The 16,577-nt window shown below is 71.6% G+C and carries 16 protein-coding genes; 12 read left to right on the top strand and 4 right to left on the bottom strand.

All coding sequences use genetic code 11. The features are described 5' to 3' along the window. The first annotated feature begins 20 nt into the window (after window positions 1–20). The 7 genes from EFL26_RS22575 (at window position 21) to EFL26_RS22600 (ending at window position 5,489) form a co-directional block, all read left to right on the top strand. Window positions 21–767 (top strand): SDR family oxidoreductase, encoded by a 747-nt coding sequence (locus EFL26_RS22575; protein ID WP_123225186.1) that lies wholly within the window; start codon window positions 21–23, stop codon window positions 765–767. 112 nt (window positions 768–879) lie between these two features. Then, window positions 880–1,095 (top strand): hypothetical protein, encoded by a 216-nt coding sequence (locus tag EFL26_RS22580; RefSeq protein ID WP_148046808.1) that lies wholly within the window; start codon window positions 880–882, stop codon window positions 1,093–1,095. A 161-nt stretch (window positions 1,096–1,256) separates the two neighbouring features. Next, window positions 1,257–3,620, top strand: coding sequence for a CocE/NonD family hydrolase (locus EFL26_RS22585; RefSeq protein WP_148046809.1), 2,364 nt, complete (start codon window positions 1,257–1,259; stop codon window positions 3,618–3,620). 73 nt (window positions 3,621–3,693) lie between these two features. Continuing rightward, window positions 3,694–3,888: a hypothetical protein gene (locus EFL26_RS23960; protein WP_148046810.1), complete on the top strand. Its 195-nt coding sequence runs from the start codon at window positions 3,694–3,696 to the stop codon at window positions 3,886–3,888. 55 nt (window positions 3,889–3,943) lie between these two features. Continuing rightward, window positions 3,944–4,609 carry a nitroreductase family protein gene (locus tag EFL26_RS22590; RefSeq protein WP_123225189.1) on the top strand — a complete coding sequence of 222 codons (666 nt, stop codon included), beginning with the start codon at window positions 3,944–3,946 and terminating at the stop codon, window positions 4,607–4,609. A gap of 10 nt (window positions 4,610–4,619) precedes the next feature. Then, window positions 4,620–5,117: a VOC family protein gene (locus EFL26_RS22595; RefSeq protein ID WP_123225190.1), complete on the top strand. Its 498-nt coding sequence runs from the start codon at window positions 4,620–4,622 to the stop codon at window positions 5,115–5,117. 21 nt (window positions 5,118–5,138) lie between these two features. After that, window positions 5,139–5,489 carry a VOC family protein gene (locus tag EFL26_RS22600; RefSeq protein ID WP_123225191.1) on the top strand — a complete coding sequence of 117 codons (351 nt, stop codon included), beginning with the start codon at window positions 5,139–5,141 and terminating at the stop codon, window positions 5,487–5,489. Window positions 5,490–5,516: 27 nt separating this feature from the next. Here the strand turns inward: EFL26_RS22600 and EFL26_RS22605 are convergent, their stop codons facing one another. Further along, the gene (locus EFL26_RS22605; protein ID WP_123225192.1) at window positions 5,517–8,564 is read right to left on the bottom strand and encodes a hypothetical protein; all 3,048 of its coding nucleotides are present in this window, start codon (window positions 8,562–8,564) and stop codon (window positions 5,517–5,519) included. Window positions 8,565–8,784: 220 nt separating this feature from the next. On the opposite strand from EFL26_RS22605, the gene EFL26_RS22610 reads away from it, so the two are divergent. The 5 genes from EFL26_RS22610 (at window position 8,785) to EFL26_RS22630 (ending at window position 12,410) form a co-directional block, all read left to right on the top strand. After that, a complete protein-coding gene (locus EFL26_RS22610; RefSeq protein WP_123225193.1) occupies window positions 8,785–9,549 on the top strand; it encodes an MOSC domain-containing protein in 765 nt (254 codons plus the stop codon). 91 nt (window positions 9,550–9,640) lie between these two features. Then, on the top strand, window positions 9,641–10,231 hold the full coding sequence (locus EFL26_RS22615) for a carboxymuconolactone decarboxylase family protein (protein ID WP_123225234.1): 591 nt from the start codon (window positions 9,641–9,643) through the stop codon (window positions 10,229–10,231). Next, window positions 10,228–11,109: an RNA polymerase sigma-70 factor gene (locus EFL26_RS22620; protein ID WP_425464126.1), complete on the top strand. Its 882-nt coding sequence runs from the start codon at window positions 10,228–10,230 to the stop codon at window positions 11,107–11,109. The genes EFL26_RS22615 and EFL26_RS22620 overlap by 4 nt, the downstream gene beginning before the upstream one ends. Before the next feature lie 39 nt (window positions 11,110–11,148). Continuing rightward, complete coding sequence (locus EFL26_RS22625) at window positions 11,149–11,403, top strand: hypothetical protein (RefSeq protein ID WP_148046811.1); 255 nt, start codon at window positions 11,149–11,151, stop codon at window positions 11,401–11,403. Window positions 11,404–11,471: 68 nt separating this feature from the next. Next, window positions 11,472–12,410, top strand: a complete 939-nt coding sequence (locus tag EFL26_RS22630) for an alpha/beta fold hydrolase (protein WP_183408335.1) — start codon at window positions 11,472–11,474, stop codon at window positions 12,408–12,410. A gap of 18 nt (window positions 12,411–12,428) precedes the next feature. Here the strand turns inward: EFL26_RS22630 and EFL26_RS22635 are convergent, their stop codons facing one another. The 3 genes from EFL26_RS22635 to nirB are packed head-to-tail and all read right to left on the bottom strand — an operon-like array spanning window position 12,429 to window position 16,576. Continuing rightward, window positions 12,429–13,550 carry a uroporphyrinogen-III synthase gene (locus tag EFL26_RS22635; RefSeq protein WP_123225197.1) on the bottom strand — a complete coding sequence of 374 codons (1,122 nt, stop codon included), beginning with the start codon at window positions 13,548–13,550 and terminating at the stop codon, window positions 12,429–12,431. 9 nt (window positions 13,551–13,559) lie between these two features. Beyond that, window positions 13,560–14,000, bottom strand: coding sequence for a nitrite reductase (NAD(P)H) small subunit (locus tag EFL26_RS22640; protein ID WP_123225198.1), 441 nt, complete (start codon window positions 13,998–14,000; stop codon window positions 13,560–13,562). After that, window positions 13,997–16,576 (bottom strand): nitrite reductase large subunit NirB, encoded by a 2,580-nt coding sequence (gene nirB / locus EFL26_RS22645; RefSeq protein ID WP_123225199.1) that lies wholly within the window; start codon window positions 16,574–16,576, stop codon window positions 13,997–13,999. The genes EFL26_RS22640 and nirB overlap by 4 nt, the downstream gene beginning before the upstream one ends. Window position 16,577 lies beyond the last annotated feature (1 nt).

Raw genomic sequence — 16,577 nt, forward strand, 5'->3', positions numbered from 1 at the left:
ATCCCAGAGAGGGGCCACTCATGAAGGTCGTCGTCATCGGCGGAACCGGGCTCATCGGTTCGAAGGTCACCGAGCTGCTCAACGCTCACGGTCACGAGGCGGTGCCCGCCGCGCCCCAGACCGGCGTCAACACCCTGACAGGAGAAGGACTGGACGACGTGCTGACCGGCGCGGACGTCGTGGTCGACGTCTCCAACTCGCCGTCCTTCGCGGACGACGACGTCATGGCGTTCTTCGTCACCGCCACCACCAACATCCTCGCCGCCGAGAGGAAGGCCGGCGTCAAGCACCACGTCGCGCTCTCCGTCGTGGGCACAGGGACCCTGCCGGACAGCGGATACCTGCGCGCCAAGGCCGCTCAGGAGGACCTCATCAAGGGGTCCGGCGTCCCCTACTCGATCGTGCACGCGACTCAGTTCTTCGAGTTCACCCGGGCGATCGCCGACGGGTCGATGGTCGACGGGAAGCTGCACCTGGCGCCGGTCCACTACCAGCCGATCGCGTCCGACGACGTGGCCTCGGCCGTGAGCCACGTCGCCGTCGGCGCACCGCTGCAGGGCGTCAAGGAGATCGGCGGCCCCGAGCGGGTGCGGATGGACGAGTTCATCCCGGCTGCGCTCGCCAGGTCGGGCGACACGCGCGACGTCGTCGTCGACGAGCACGCCACGTACTTCGGCACCGAGCTGGCCGACGACAGCCTCGTGCCCGGCCCCGACGCCGAGCTGGGCTCGATCACCTACGAGGCCTGGGCCAAGGAACCTGCCTGAGGCCGTGGGTCCCGCCACGTGTCGTGGCGGGACCCGCGGCTCGAGGAGCGCTCCGTGCACACGCCGGGTGCCCTCCGTGTCACAGATTCCGGCCGTGGTCGGTCATCGGTTCATGACCAACCTTCCGAACAACGCCGATCTGCCGGGCATCGCCTTCGAGGCAGATCTCGAGATCCTGGTCGCCGAGACGATCGAGGCAGCAGTGCCGGTGTCCGACGATGCCGCACGCGCGGTCGACACGATCGAGATCGGCTACTACGAGGCCGAGCTCAAGAGCCTCCGCGATGCGGCCACGACGCTGAACGAGGCTGAGCAGCACACCGGATGACCGCGGCAGAGCTCTGACCTGCGGAGCCGTGGGCGGTTCGGTGGGAGCAGCTGCGCCGGCCAGGTCGCGTGACCTCCGCCGGTGAGTGGTCGTTGACCCCGACGTACGCCCCCGCTGCCTGCGCTCTGGGGAGGAGTGCCGGGCGACCAAGGAGATGCCCCGTGGCCACTCGCTCACTGCGGACCCGGATCCCTGTCCTGCTGGCTGCGCTCTCGGTGGTGCTCCTGGCCGCGACCACGCTGGCCCTGCCCAGCGCGCGAGCGACGGACGCCTTCACCGCCCACGGGAGTGCGCGTCAGGTGTACGGCGTCGGGCTGCCCGCCGGGGCAGGCGCGACGCTGCTCGACGGCACCGGCCAGACGGTGGCCACGCAGCACGCCGACTCCCTCGGTGGCCTGCTGTTCCGCGACGTGGCCCCGGGCAGCGGCTACTCGGTGCGCGAGGACGCGACCGGTGCGACCTCCGGGCCGGTCACCGTGCACTCCGAAGCCGCGGCGCCGTGGGACCCGAGCATCTACGACCAGCCGATCCCGGACGACGGCTACTCCTACCTGACCACTCGCGACGGCACCCAGCTCGCGCTCACCGTGCACCCGCCGACCCACCCCGCCGGCATCGGCGGCCTGCCCGAGGGCTTCCCGGTGCCGAACGGCCCCGACTACATGCCGCCGTACCCGACGCTGATCGAGTACTCCGGCTACGGGTACGCCGCCCCGGCCAGCCCGGTCAACGGGATCGCCGCGATCGCCAACCTGATGGGCTTCGCGGTCGTCGACGTGAGCATGCGCGGCACCGGCTGCTCCGGCGGCGCCTTCGACTTCTTCGAGCCGCTGCAGAACCTCGACGGCTACGACGTCGTCGAGACCATCGCCCACCAGCCCTGGGTCAAGGGCCACAAGGTCGGCATGATGGGCATCTCCTACGGCGGCATCAGCCAGCTGTTCACCGCCCAGCTCCAGCCGCCGGACCTCGCCGCGATCTCGCCGATGTCGGTGATCGACGCGACCGCGACCACTCTCTACCCCGGCGGCGTCCTGAACACCGGCTTCGCGGTCGCCTGGGCCCAGGAGCGCCAGCAGGAGGCGCAGCCGGCCGGCACCGGCGCGACCGGCACGCAGGCGTACGCCGAGCAGCGGGTCGCCCAGGGCGACGCGACCTGCATCGCCAACCAGGCGCTGCACGGCGAGGCCGCCGACCTGATGGCCAAGATCCGCGCGAACAGCCACTACGTGCCCGCGGTGGCCGACCCGCTCGACCCGGTGACGTTCGTCGACAAGATCAACGTGCCCACGTTCATGGCGTGCCAGTGGGAGGACGAGCAGACCGGCGGCCACTGCCCCGCGCTGGTCTCGCACTTCACCGGCACCACCAAGAAGTGGTTCACCTTCACCAACGGGGCCCACATCGACTCCCTGGATCCCGAGACGATGAACCGCTGGTACGACTTCCTCGAGCTGTACGTCGCCCACCAGCCGCCCGCTATCAACCAGGCGATCCTGCGTGCCTCCGCGCCGCTGATCTACCAGACCGCGATGGGTCTCCCCCAGACCGACCTGGTCACGCTGCCGGTCGATCCCGTCCAGCTGCAGCCGACCTACGCCACCGCTCTGGCTGCGTTCGAGCAGGCACCGGCCGTCCGGGTCCTGTTCGACAACGGCGCCGGCACCTCGCCCACGGGCAGCAGGACGGCCGGGGACCCCTACCCGGCGTACGAGCGCTCGTTCTCCACGCTCCCGGTCCCGGGCGTGCAGGCGGCGTCGTGGTACCTCAACGCGAACGGCGCGCTGGGCACGGCCGCGCCGCCGAAGATGCACGTCGACCGGTACACCTCCGACGCGAACGCGCTGCCGAGGACCGACTACACCGGCGGCACGGGCACCGGCGGCCTGTGGGGCAACGCCTCGCAGTGGAGCTGGGACTGGCAGCAGAACAAGCCCGGCACCGCCGTCTCCTACCTCTCCGCGCCGCTCACGCAGGACGTGACCACCGTCGGAGCCGGATCGGTGCAGCTCTGGGTGCGGTCGTCGACGCCCGACGTCGACCTGCAGGCAACGGTCAGCGAGGTCCGCAACGGCCAGGAGACGTACGTGCAGAGCGGCTGGCTGCGCGGCAGCGAGCGCAAGCTCGCGACGACGGCGGACAACATGTTGAAGCAGCCGAGCACGCTGCTCCAGCCGATCCCGACCATGCTCGCCGGCGACGTGCAGCCGATGCCGCAGGACGAGTACACCCTGGTGACCATCCCGCTGTACTTCCAGGGCCACGCCTACCGCGCCGGCTCCCAGGTCCGGGTGACCATCACCGCACCGAACGGCACCCAGCCGATCTGGTCCTTCGACGAGACCCAGCCGGCGGGCACGACCTCCGACGTGTACGTCGCCTCCTCGCCGAAGCTGCCCTCGCGCCTGGTCCTGCCGGTCGTCCCGCTGACCACGGTCGGCTCGGCCCAGCCGACCTGCCCGAGCCTGCGCAACGAGCCCTGCCGTCCGGCGGTCCCCTTCACCAACACCAGCTTCCCCCAGTAGCGTCCCGGACGACCACGAGGGCCGGCCTTCCGCCGGGCGGTCGCGCGATGCCGATCGCGCGTACGCTCGAGAGGTGACACGGAGTCTCCTCCAGCGGGTGCACAACCCCCGCAACCGCGTCTGCGGGTGCGACCCGGAGTGCTGGTGTCGTCGCACCGCCCTCGGTCGAGCCGTGAAGTGGTGGTTCCCGGCCAGGCTCGTGGGTCTCCACCACCGGAGCGAGCACTCGGCGGAGTGGAAGCGAGCGCACGGCGAGGCCACGACCTGAGCCGGCGTGCCCGGCCGGTGAGCCCGGGCGCGATGCCGTGGCTAGCGTGGTGCCCATGGACCTGTACGACGTGATGCGCACGACCGCCGCGGTGCGGGACTTCACCGACGACCCGCTCCCCGACGACGTGCTCCACACGATCCTCGACAACGCCCGGTTCGCCCCGAGCGGCGGCAACCGCCAGGGCACCCAGATCGTGGTGGTCCGCGACTCCGTGACGCGCGAGCGGCTCGTCGAGATCACCGCACCGGGAGCACGGCGGTACCACGCGCAGCGGGCGGCCGGCGAGACGCCGTGGAGTGCCTTCACCCCGAGCGCGGTCACCGAGGAGCAGGTGGCGCAGACCGCCGTACCCGCCTCGGTCACCGACCCGATCCGCGCCGCGCCCGTGGTCCTCGTCGTCTGCGTCGACCTGCGCGCGGTCGCGGCGCTGGACCAGCACCTCGACCGGGTCGGCATCGTCGGCGGGGCGTCGGTCTACCCCCTGGTCTGGAACATCCTGCTGGCCGCGCGCAACGAGGGGTTCGGCGGCACGATCACCACGATGGCCATCGCCGAGGAGCCGGCGCTGAAGCAGCTGCTCGGCATCCCCGAACCGTACGCCGTCGCGGCCGTCGTGCCGCTCGGCAAGCCGGTCAAGCAGCTCACCCGCCTCACCCGAGCGGCGGTCGAGGACCTCACCCACCTCGAGCACTGGGACGGCGGGCCGCTCCGGGCCTAGTCTCAGGGCCATGACCGAGATCGACCTCGCCACGATCGACGCCGAGCGCGAGCGGATCCGAGCGACGTACCTGCAGCCCGCCGACAGCCGCCCGGCGTCGAGTGCCCGGGGCCTGCACCACTTCGCCGTCGTCGCGCGCGACGTCGAGGAGACCGTGCGGTTCTACCAGGAGGTGCTGGAGTTCCCGCTGACCGAGATCTTCGAGAACCGTGACTACCCCGGCTCGAACCACTTCTTCTTCGACCTCGGCCACGACAACCTGCTGGCGTTCTTCGACTTCCCCGGCCTCGACGTGGGCCCGTACGCCGAGGTGCTCGGCGGCCTCCACCACATCGCGATCTCCGTCGAGCCGGACCGCTGGCAGCACCTGAAGGACAAGCTCCGCGACGCCGGCATCGAGTACCTGGAGGAGAGCGGCACCTCGATCTACTTCCGCGACCCGAACGGTGCGCGGCTCGAGCTCATCGCCGACCCGCTCGGAGAGATGTACGGCACCAAGGTGCTCTGAGGTCACGCGTAGGGTCGACGGATGATCATGGGCAGCCACGTCATCGTCCACAGCCGTGACGCGGAGGCGGACCGCAGGTTCTTCGCCGAGGTGCTCGGGCAACCCCATGTCGACGCCGGCGGCGGCTGGCTCATCTTCAAGCTGCCGCCCGCGGAGGTGGCCGTGCACCCGTCGGACGGCCCGACCGGCCACGAGCTGTACTTCGTGTGCGACGACCTGGACGCGACGATGGGTGAGCTGCGAGCCAAGGGCGTGGAATTCACCCAGGACGTCTCCGAGGAGCGGTGGGGACGGCTGACGCGGCTGCGACTGCCCGGAGGCGGCGAGGTCGGGATGTACCAGCCCCGCCACCCCCTGGCGATCGACCTCTAGCGGCTCCGCGCCGCAACGTCACGGGCGCTACTCGACGCTGATCCGCTCGACGTGGCCGCCCTCGTGCGCCAGCACCAGGGACACCGTGAGGTCGTGCCGCAGGGCTCGGAGCACGATCCGGGCGATGCCGCGCGAGCAGCTGCGCACGGCGTGCCCCTTCTCGCACCCGCAGGCGCAGGCACCGAGCACGAGGCCCTCGAACGCGCCGTTGCAGTCGTACCGGACCTCGCTCACCTTGCCCCGGACGACCCGGCCGTGCTCGTGGCCGTGGTCGCGATCGCCGAGCGCCAGCGAGATCGGCACGCCGTTGGGCGACGGCTCGATGCTCGAGGCGTCACCGCCGAGGCCGTCGACCCTGGCCGCGACGTACTCGACGAGCCGCTTCAGGACCGGGACCCAGCGGTCCGTGAGCGGGCGGTTCAGCAGCCGCCACCGCAGGATGGCGAGCGTGTTCTCCTCGGCGAACAGCATGTGGTCGGGCGTCGAGACCGGGATCGTCACCTGGAACGTGCCGGTGACGACACGCCACCCACCGAGGGGCCGCTTGCGCCCGTCGCCGCCGGGGCGCTTCGTGCCCTCGAGCTCGGCAACGGTCACACCCTTGTCGCCCTTGCCCTTGCCCTTGCCGTTCACGTTGGCGGGGAGCGTGCGGATCTCGACAGGCGGCGGGGCCTCCTTGTCGGTGAGACGTCGTACGACGATCGAGTACTCCTCGCCGGCGTGGATGCCGACGGGGAGGTCGACGGTGAACAGCCCCGCGAAGTTGTCGCCGCTGCGCGCCGGGATCGGGATGTAGCTGACGCCGCCGGTGACCTCGCACGCGATCGTGTTCGTGTCGACGACCTTCAGCGTGTGGGTCGCGTACAGCGCATCGGCCAGGTCGAGCACCTCCTGCGCCTGGACGGCCGGCCAGAAGATGTGCGCCGTGCTCCCCGTCGGCACGCGGCCCCAGTCGATCATCAGCTCGTCCGGCCGCGCGGTGCCGGTCGGGTCCGGTGCGGACGGACGGAGGTCGAAGGTCTGCGGCACCCGGTGGGTCTCCGCCGGTCCGGGGTTGTCGGACACCGTCACCTGCAGGTTGCGCTGCGCCAGCTTGTCCGAGCTCTGCGGGCTCTCACCGGTGAAGAGCGGCGTGTCGTCGTAGGCGATCTGCGCGACGAGGCAGTGGTGCGTGCCGTTGAGCCACTGCTGGACGGGGCGACCGTCGACGACGTTGCCGCCGTCGTACACGTTGAGGAAGCAGCCGTAGTAGACCCAGACGCTGTCGCCGGTCGCGATCGTGACGTCCTTGTTGTTCGGACCGCCTGCGGCGTAGTCGGCGGACGCGCCGTTGTTGCCGGTGGCGAAGAACGGCAGTGTCGTGTGACCGGCGCCCGCTCGCGGCCGTCCGGGCTGGCCGGCGGCGTCGTTGTCGCTGAGGTAGGTCGTCGTGGGCTGGTAGTCGGTGTCCGCAGTGCTCGTCGACCAGAGTCGGAAGAAGACCTTCGTGCCGTTGGCGGCGCCGGAGGGCCCGGCCGTCCCGCGCAGCCGGACCCGGGCGATCGCGAAGTTGAAGTTCTGCGCCAGCCGGGGCGGGAAGTGGCTCCAGTCGACGGTGAAGGGCGTCACCGACGAGTCCCCGGTCAGCGCGCCACCCTGGCCGGGCAGCACCGACGTGAACGGGTCGGTCCCCGTGGGGTCGGAGTACGTCGTGTTGAGCCAGCCGAGCAGGCTCTGGACGTACCCGTACGCCCCGGCAGGGGTGGGGCTGGTGAACGCGGGCCCACCGGGCACGGGAGTGCCGTTGAGGTCGGGCGTCGCGGTGAACACCCGCACGTCCTGGCTGAGGTAGAAGACGTTGTTCTGGCTGGGGTCGATGTTGGTGAAGTACGGGTCCGACCCGGCCACGAGCTCGAACAGCATCGACGCCTGCCCGCCGGGGACGGTCGTGCCGCCCGCGGCGACGCTGCCGTCGAGCTCCTTCGTGGTCGACCCCGAGGACGGGAACCCGGCCAGCGCGGTCGAGGAGAACGTCACGTCGTACGGGATCCGGATGCGCTGCGGCTGCCGGGGGTGCGTGGCGTTCTCGTAGTCGATGTCGGGCCGCTGGGTCAGGGTGACGCCCGCCATCGACGCGAACGGCCCGGAGAGCGGCGCGGGCGCGATGCCCAGCGACTGGTACGACGCCTGCGAGAAGCCGTCGACGGCGAGCCAGAACGCTCGCGGCCACCGGCCGGCGCTCGTCGTGATGATGTCCTGGACCTCGTCCCTGCCGAAGGTGTTCTTGTCGGCGAGGAAGCTCAACGCCGCGATCGGGAACGGGTCGTCCGACACGGGCCCCGGAATGGTCGCCGTCGACGAGCTCGGGTAGGCGCGCTCGAGCAAGGACGCGAAGAACGGGAACGGGTTCCCCGGGTCACCGGTGAGCGCGTTGTAGGTCTTCATCAGGTTGGTGTCGTAGGCCGCGATGATCTCGTTGATCGAGAACCCGAGCTGGGTGTTGAGGTAGTAGAGGAACCCGAGCGCGCAGCCGAAGCTGACGGCGTTGCCGTCGGTGCCCTCGGTGCTGGTCACCCAGTCGGGCCGGCCCGCGGTGTTCAGCCACGTGGCGACCCAGGAGCCGTAGTAGGCGTAGTGGCCCTGCTGGAAGCGGACGATGCCGCAGTACTGCGAGAGCGCCTCGCCGCTGGAGTCGCCGGCGTTCCACTTCCCGTTGGTCAGAGACATCAGGATCTCGACCCACTCGTTCATCCAGACCATCTTCACCTGCTCGGCCGCGACCGCCGCCGTCACGCCACCGGTGCCGAGCGAGTCGAGGTTGATGTCGTTGCCGTAGCCGCTGTTGTTCGCCCCGGAGCCGCCGCCGCGGTTGAGCAGGACCCGCTGCCGATGACTCGCGCCGAACTTCCCGGACGGCGTGTTGAACCACCCGGTGGTCACCGTGAACTCGGTCTCGACCGCGGCGATCAGGGCGTTGGCGTTGGCGATCACCCGCGTCTGGTTCGGGAGGCTGTCGTCGTACCAGATCTCGAAGTTGGGGGTGATTCCTCGCCCGAGTCCGTAGCTGTCGTTGAGGTTGTCCTGCTTGAGTGCCATGGGGGTCACCCCTTCCATCCCGAGTCGGCTGGTCCGGCCCGACATTCCTCCAGAGGGGCGCAGCCGGTGGAGTGATACAGCCGGCTCAGGGCGGCAGCGGAGACCCCCGGGTCGGGTCTGACGAAGTCCTGACGCCGACGCCGACGCCATCGACAGGTACGGGCTCCGAAGGCGATCGTTGTCGTCGAGGCGACCCACGGATGCGGAGGCGGAGGCGGAGATGGAGGTTGTCGGCCTGTGGCGGTATCCCGTCAAGTCGCTCCAGGGCGAGACGGTCGACACCGCCCGGGTGGAGACCGACGGCATCGCCGGCGACCGGATCTGGGGTATTCGTGACCAGCGCACCGGGCGGATCCTGACCGCCCGCCGCCGCCCCGAGCTGCTCGCCGCCGCCGCGAGCTACGACGACGGCGACCAACCGGTGATCACGCTCCCCGACGGCAGCACGCTCGTCGGCCCGAGTGCGCGGACCGATCGCGAGCTCTCGCGATGGTTGGCGAGCCCGGTCTCGCTCGTGTCCTCGTCGGGTCGTGCAGGCAGGGCCGAGTTCTTCGCAGATGCGACCGACGACACCAGCCCGGCCATCGAGTGGACGATGCCGCTCGGACGGTACGTCGACGCCTCCCCGATCCTGATCGTGACCACGGCGTCGTTGCGCACCGGCGCGGCTCACCACCCTCGGGGCACCTGGGACGTGCGCCGGTTCCGACCCAACGTGCTGATCGACGTCGACGGCGACGGCTGGCTCGAGGATTCGTGGGTGGGCCACCACGTCGAGGTCGGGTCGGTCACGCTCCGCCCCCTGCAACCCTGCGTGCGCTGCACGATGGTCACCCGACCGCAGCCCGGGCTCGAGGCCGACGTCGAGATGTTCCGCACGCTCGCGCGCCACCACGGCGGACTGTTCGGGGTCTGGTCCGACGTCGTCGCGCCGGGACGTCTGTCCGTGGGTGATCTCGCAGCCGAGCACGCTTCCTCGGCCTAGCAGCGGCCGAGCGGACGTCACCGGGCGTGGATGTCACAACTCGCGGCCGGCCGGCGTCTTGATGTCGTACCGACCGACCGAGGAGGACGACATGAGTGGAAACACCCGCATCCCGGCTGCCGAGATCACCGGACTCAAGGGCGCCGTGATCAAGCGGTTCGCGAGGAAGAGCCTGGGCCAGGTGCCGAGCTCCCTCGGCGTCTACTGGCACAACCAGAAGGTGCTGATGAGCATGGCAGGCATCGGGGGCAAGGTGCAGAAGTGGGACGCGTGCGACGAGCAGCTGAAGTCGTTCGCGCACATGGCGGTCGCCGCGCAGGTCGGTTGCAGCTGGTGCCTGGACTTCAACTACTTCGAGGCCCACAACAAGGACCTCGACATGGTGAAGGCACGGGAGATCCCGCGGTGGCGCGAGTCCGAGGCGTTCTCGCCGCTCGAGCGCGAGGTGCTGGCGTACGCCGAGGCGATGACCGAGACCGAGCCGACGGCGACCGACGAGCTGGTGGCGTCCTTGCGGGAGCAGCTGGGAGACGCGGCCCTGGTCGAGCTCACCGCGATCATCGCGTTCGCCAACTTCACGACGCGTGCGAACGTCGCGCTCGGCATCGAGTCGGACGGCTTCGCCGCGGCATGCGGTCTGAAGCCGCTCGCGCAGCCCACCGCCGTAGGGTCTCGACCGTGACCGACGACCCGTTCGTGGCCCACCGGGGGCTGCTGTTCACCGTCGCCTACGAGATGCTCGGCTCCGCCGCCGACGCCGAGGATGTGGTGCAGGAGACCTGGCTGCGATGGGACGCCATCGGTGCGGGCGAGCGCGCCGAGGTGCGCGACGCCCGGGCGTTCCTGGTGCGGATGGTGACGCGCAAGGCGCTCGACCGGCTGCGCTCCAACGCCCGGCGGCGCGAGGAGTACGTCGGCGAGTGGCTGCCGGAGCCGCTCCTCACCGCGCCGGACGTGGCCGACGACCTCGAGCTCGCCGAGAGCGTGTCGTTCGCGATGCTCACCGTGCTCGAGACGCTCACGCCCACCGAGCGAGCGGTGTTCGTGCTGCGCGAGGTGTTCGACACGCCGTACGGCGAGATCGCGGAGGCGGTCGGCAAGTCCGAGGCCGCCGTGCGCCAGACCGCGCACCGGGCACGCGGGCACGTCGCGGCGCGGAGGCCCCGGATGGAGGTCAGCCCGCGGGAGCAGCAGGAGGTCGTCGACCGCTTCCTCGCGGCCGCGAGCCGCGGCGACCTCCAGGGGCTCCTGGACGTGCTGGCTCCCGACGTCGTCCTCGTCGCCGACGGCGGCGGCATCGTGCAGGCGGTCGTGACCCCGGTCGTCGGCGCGAAGAAGGTCGCGAACCTGCTCCGGCCGTTCCCACGGCTCGCCCCCGGTGCGACGTTCCTGCCCGTGCTCCTCAACGGCGCCCCGGGCGCCCGTCTGGTGGGCACCCTCGACGGCTACGACACCGCGATCAGCTTCGTGGTCGAGGACGGGCGGATCACCCGGATCTACGCCGTGCGCAACCCCGCCAAGCTGGGCCGGATCGACGTCGAGGCGACGATCCGGCGGTAGGACGGATGACGCGGCTCGCGCTCTGCCATAGTCGAGTGCGTGGACCCCCCGCCCCGCGCCGTCCGGCCCGTGCTGCAGGACCTGCCGCTCCCGCTGCGGTGGGGCGTCGTCGGTGCGGTCGTCCTCGGCCTCGCGGGAGCGCTCACCGGGCTGGTCGTCGGCGTACGGGTGTACTGGCCGACGGCCTGGGCGGCCGCGATCGAGGTGGGAGCTCCGGCGACCTTCGTCGGCTTCGCCCTCGGCCTGGTCGCCGGCGCCCTCGTCCGTGCGTTCCACCGGGTCCACCAGGTCTGAGAGACACGTGACGGCGGCGTGACGAGACGCACGGGGATGGACCGCGTCGCCGTGGGAACCTGCATCGCGTGACCACGCAGCTCGCCGACTGGCCCTCCGTGACGGACACCCACCTGGACCTGCCCGGGCGTCGCGCCCGCATCCTCGAGGTGCCCGGGCGTCCCTCGTCCGGTGGCCGACCTCAGCTGCTCGTGCACGGGCTCGGTGGATCCTCGGTCACCTGGGTGCCGGTGATGGAGGGGCTCGCCGAGCACGGCCCGGTGGTCGCCGTCGACCTGCCCGGCTTCGGCCGCACCCCGATCGAGGCGAGCGACCCGCTGACGGTGGAGGGGTACGTCGACTTCGTGCTCGAGGTCGCCAACGCCCTCGGCTGGGACCGGTTCACGCTGCACGGCAACTCGATGGGCGGCCTGGTCGGCACGCTCCTCGGGGCCGCCCATCCGCACCGCCTGGACCGGCTCGTCCTCGTCTCGCCTGCCCTCCCGCCGCGATCGCCCCTCGGCTTCCTGCGGCCGAGCCGAGCGACGATCGACGGGGTGCTCCCCCTCGCCACGTCGTCCCTCGGTGCGCTGGCCCTCGGAGCCGTCGGCCTCGCCGGCCCGGAGCTGGACCAGCGTCGCAACCGGGCCCTGCTCAGCCTGATCTACTCCGAACCCGAGGGGATCGATCCTGCGGTGCTCGGCCTCATGGCGGCCGAGTTCGCCGACGCGGGCGCGGGCGTCGACCGCCGGCGCGCGCTGCTCGCCCTCACCCGCTCGATCTCCCGACTCTGGGCGAACCCCCGCAGCACCTGGAGCGCGATCCGGGCCGTGCAGGCCCCGACGCTCCTGCTGGGTGGCACGCACGACGCGCTGGTCCCGGCCAAGGTGCTGCGTGCGGTGATCGCCTCGCGGCCCGACTGGGAGGGGCACGTGCTCGACGACCGTCGGCACGCGCTCATGCTCGAGGACCCGGAGTCCTACCTCGACCTCGTCGCCGGCTGGCTGACGCGCGCCGTCGCCGTCTGAGTCGCTGGAGTGCCGGGCTCAGCTCGTCTGGAGCACGTAGCCGCGCTTGATCACGGTGCGCACCAGGGGGTGGGAGCCCAGGTAGGGGCTCAGCGCCTCGCGGAGCCGCGCCACCGCGACCTCGGCGGTGTGCGGGTCGGCGGAGTCACCGGGCAGCACCTCGAGCAGACGGTCGCGGCTGACCACCTCGCCCGGGTTGCGTGCCAGCCGGCGCAGGATCGCCAGCCCGTTGGGCGACAGCGGGAGGACGCCGTGGTTCAGCGTCGCCGCGGACGCGCGCACGTGCAGCACGCCTGACGGCGTGGGCACGCTGTGCGCCTCGTCGCCGAGGGTGAGGATCACCAGGCGCACGAGGGCGCCCATCCGCGAGCGGTCGGGGTGGACCGGGCGCAGGCCGGCGTTGACCAGGGGGTCCGCGGTGACCGGCCCGACCGCCGCCACGAGCAACCGGCCCGAGGCCACCAGGTCGCGGACGATGTCCGTGACGCCCTGCTCCTCCAGCTCGGCGATCCACGCAGTGGCGGCCGGTGCGGAGGTGAACATCACCGCGTCGAACGCGCCCGCCGCCACCTGCAGCGCCGTGTCGGTGACCGCGGCCGGGTCGGTGGGCGGACCCCAGCGGTAGACCTCGAGCGGGATCACGCTCGCGCCGCCCGCGACGAGCTTGGCCTCCAGGTGCGGGTCACCGGCTCCGTGGTGCTGGACGGCGATCCGACACCCGTCGACGCCCTCGGCCAGCAGGAAGTCGACGATCTCCGCCGACGTCTCGGACTCGGCGACCCAGTCGGCCTTGAGCCCGACCGCCTGCAGCGCGCCGCGCGCCTTCGGTCCGCGCGCGACCAGTCGCACCGCCGCGAGGGCCTGGACCAGCTCGTCGCCCAGCCCGGCCGCCTCGGCGGTGTCCATCCAGCCACGGAAGCCGATCCCGGTGGTGACCACGACCGTGTCGACGCCCGCCTCGAGGACCTCCTGGGTACGTCGCAGCAACGCATCCTCGTCGATGTGCGGCACGACGCCCAGGGTCGGCGCGATCACCACCTCGGCACCGCGCCGCATGAGCGCGCCCGCGAGCTCGTCGGAGCGGCGCTGCGCCGTGACGAGGATGCGGGTGCCGGCCAGGACCGGGGTGAGGTCGGTCATCGGGCTGGCTCAGGCGACCAGCGCCGGGGTGACGGGGACGGGATGCACGTAGACCACTCCCCCGGCGATCCAGGTGCGGTAGACGGGCAGCCGACCGTTCGGGTCCGTCAGGCACTCGCCCGTCGCGAGGTCGAAGACGTGCTTGTACATCGGCGACGCGACCGTGTCGCGCTGGGCGTCACCCTGCCCGACCGACCCGACGATCCCGCGCGCGATCACGTTGGCGTCGGCGAACGGGTCCCGGTGGCCGACGGCGTACACGAAGTCGGCCGGCTCACCGGTCCGCGGGTCGGTGCCGGTGACCCGGAACAGGGCCACCTGCTGGTCCTTCACGAGCACGGCGACGCCGCGCTCCGGGATCAGTTGCCTCTTGGTGCACACCGCGACCCACTCGTTGCGCGGGGTCTCGCGAGCCAGCGGCTCGGTCGGCGACTCGGCCTGCAGCGTCATGAACGCACCTCCAGTCTGGGTCCGGCGATCAGCTGTCGCTCGTCGGGAGTCGCGGGCCGCCGCTGGCCGCGCTCCTCGACGTAGGTGAGGTCGGGGTCCGAGGACTCCGGGCTGTTGATGAAGGAGACGAACTGCGAGAGCTTCTCCGGGTCGGCCAGCGTCGCCGCCCACTCGTCGCGGTAGTTCTCCACGTGCGCGGCCATCGCGGCGTCGAGGTCGGCGCAGATGCCGAGCGAGTCCTCCATGACGACCGCGCGGATCGCCTCGAGACCGCCCTCGTGCTCCTCCACCCAGGGAGCGGTGCGCTGGAGCCGGTCGGCGGTGCGCACGTAGTACATGAGGAACCGGTCGATGGTGCGGACCAGGGACTCGGTGTCGAGGTCCTCCGCGAACAGCTGCGCGTGCCGCGGGGTGAAGCCACCGTTGCCCCCGACGTACAGGTTCCAGCCCTTGTCGGTGGCGATCACGCCGATGTCCTTGCCGCGCGCCTCGGCACACTCGCGGGCGCACCCCGAGACGCCCAGCTTGAGCTTGTGCGGTGACCGCAGGCCGCGGTAGCGCAGCTCGAGGTCGATCGCCATGCCGACGGAGTCCTGCACGCCGTAGCGGCACCAGGTGGACCCGACGCACGACTTCACCGTGCGCAGCGCCTTTCCGTAGGCGTGGCCCGACTCGAAGCCCGCGTCGACGAGGCGCCGCCAGATCGCCGGCAGCTGCTCGAGGCGGGCCCCGAACAGGTCGATCCGCTGTCCGCCGGTGATCTTGGTGTAGAGCCCGAAGTCCTTGGCCACCTCGCCGATCGCGATCAGCCCCTCGGGCGTGATCTCACCGCCCGGCACCCGCGGTACGACGGAGTAGGTGCCGTCCTTCTGCAGGTTGGCCATCACGTGGTCGTTGGTGTCCTGCAGCCGCGCCAGGTCCTTGTCCATCACGTGACCGGCACCGAGCGAGGAGAGGATCGACGCGACCACCGGCCGGCAGATGTCGCACCCGCGACCGGTGCCGTGCGCGGCGATGATCTCGCTGAAGGTGCGCAGTCCCGTGACCGAGACGATGTCGAACAGCTGCGCGCGGCTGAACGCGAAGTGCTCGCACAGCGCCGTGCTGACCTCGGCGCCGGACTTCTTCAGCTCGGCGTTGAGGATGTTCTTGACCAGCGGCAGGCACGAGCCGCAGCTGGTGCCGGCCTTGGTGCACGCCTTCAGCGACCCCAGGTCGGTGCAGCCCGCGTCGCAGACGGCGGACCGGATGGTGCCGGCCGTGACGTTGTTGCAGGAGCAGACGTTGGCAGCGTCCGGCAGCTCGCCGGTCGGCGGGGCGACGCCGCCCTCGGGCAGCAGCCAGGCGTTCGGGTCCGACCCGAGCGCGGATCCCAGCATCGGGCGCAGCGAGGCGTAGGCGCTGGCGTCGCCGACCAGCACGCCGCCGAGCAGCGTGGTGGCGTCGTCGGACATCACGAGCTTCTTGTAGACCTTGGCCACCGGGTCGGCGTACACGACCTCGAGGCTGCCGGCGGAGTCGGCGAACGCGTCGCCGAACGACGCGACGTCGACGCCGAGGAGCTTGAGCTTGGTGCTCGTGTCGGCGCCCGGGAAGGTCGCCTCGCCGCCGAGCAGCCGGTCGACCACGACCTCGGCCATCGTGTTGCCCGGTCCGACCAGGCCCCACGTGCGGCCGTGGATGCACGCCACCTCGCCGACCGCGTAGACGTCGGGGGCCACGGTGCGGCACGCGTCGTCGACGACCACGCCACCACGCTCACCCACCACGAGCCCGGCCTCCCGGGCCAGCTCGTCGCGGGGGCGGACGCCCGTGGCGAACACGACCACGTCGGCCTCGACGGTGGTGCCGTCGGCGAACTCCATCGAGCCGACGTTGCCGTCGCTGCCGGCGTGCAGCGCCGCGGTGGCGGTGGAGGTGCGCACCTGGACGCCCATGCCCTCGATGATCCGGCGCAGCGCAGCCCCGCCGCCCTCGTCGACCTGGAGCGGCATCAGCCGGTCGGCGAACTCCACGACCGTGCTCCGCACGCCCATGCCGTGCAGCGCGCCGGCGGCCTCCAGGCCGAGCAGCCCGCCGCCGACGACGACACCCTGGAGCGGCCGTCCGCCGTCCTGGACCCAGCGCTCGAGCGCCTGCACGTCCTCGATCGTGCGGTACACGAAGGCGCCGGGCAGGTCGGCGCCGGCGACCGGCGGCACGAAGGCCGAGGAGCCGGTGGCGAGCACGAGGGCGTCGTACGCCTCCGCGCGGCCGTCCACGGTGAGCGTGCGGGTCTCGGGGTCGATCGCGGTCACCCGGGTGCCGACGTGCACGGTCACCAGGGGGTCGTGGTCGAGCGGGTCGTCACCGAGGAGGAGGTCGTCGGGGCTGCTGCCGGAGAAGTACGACGTCAGGGCGACCCGGTCGTACGGCGCCCGCGGCTCCTCGCAGTAGAGGTCCACCGTCCAGGTGCCGTCGACGTCGCGGTCGCGCAGGGCCTCGACCAGGCGGTGGGCGACCATGCCGCCACCGATGACGTGCAGGCGGCGGGGACGGTCGGTTCGGCTGGCCAGCGTGGGGTGAGTACTGGACATG

It is taken from the genome of Nocardioides pocheonensis, from assembly GCF_003725535.1.
In the GTDB taxonomy this organism is placed as follows: domain Bacteria; phylum Actinomycetota; class Actinomycetes; order Propionibacteriales; family Nocardioidaceae; genus Marmoricola; species Marmoricola pocheonensis.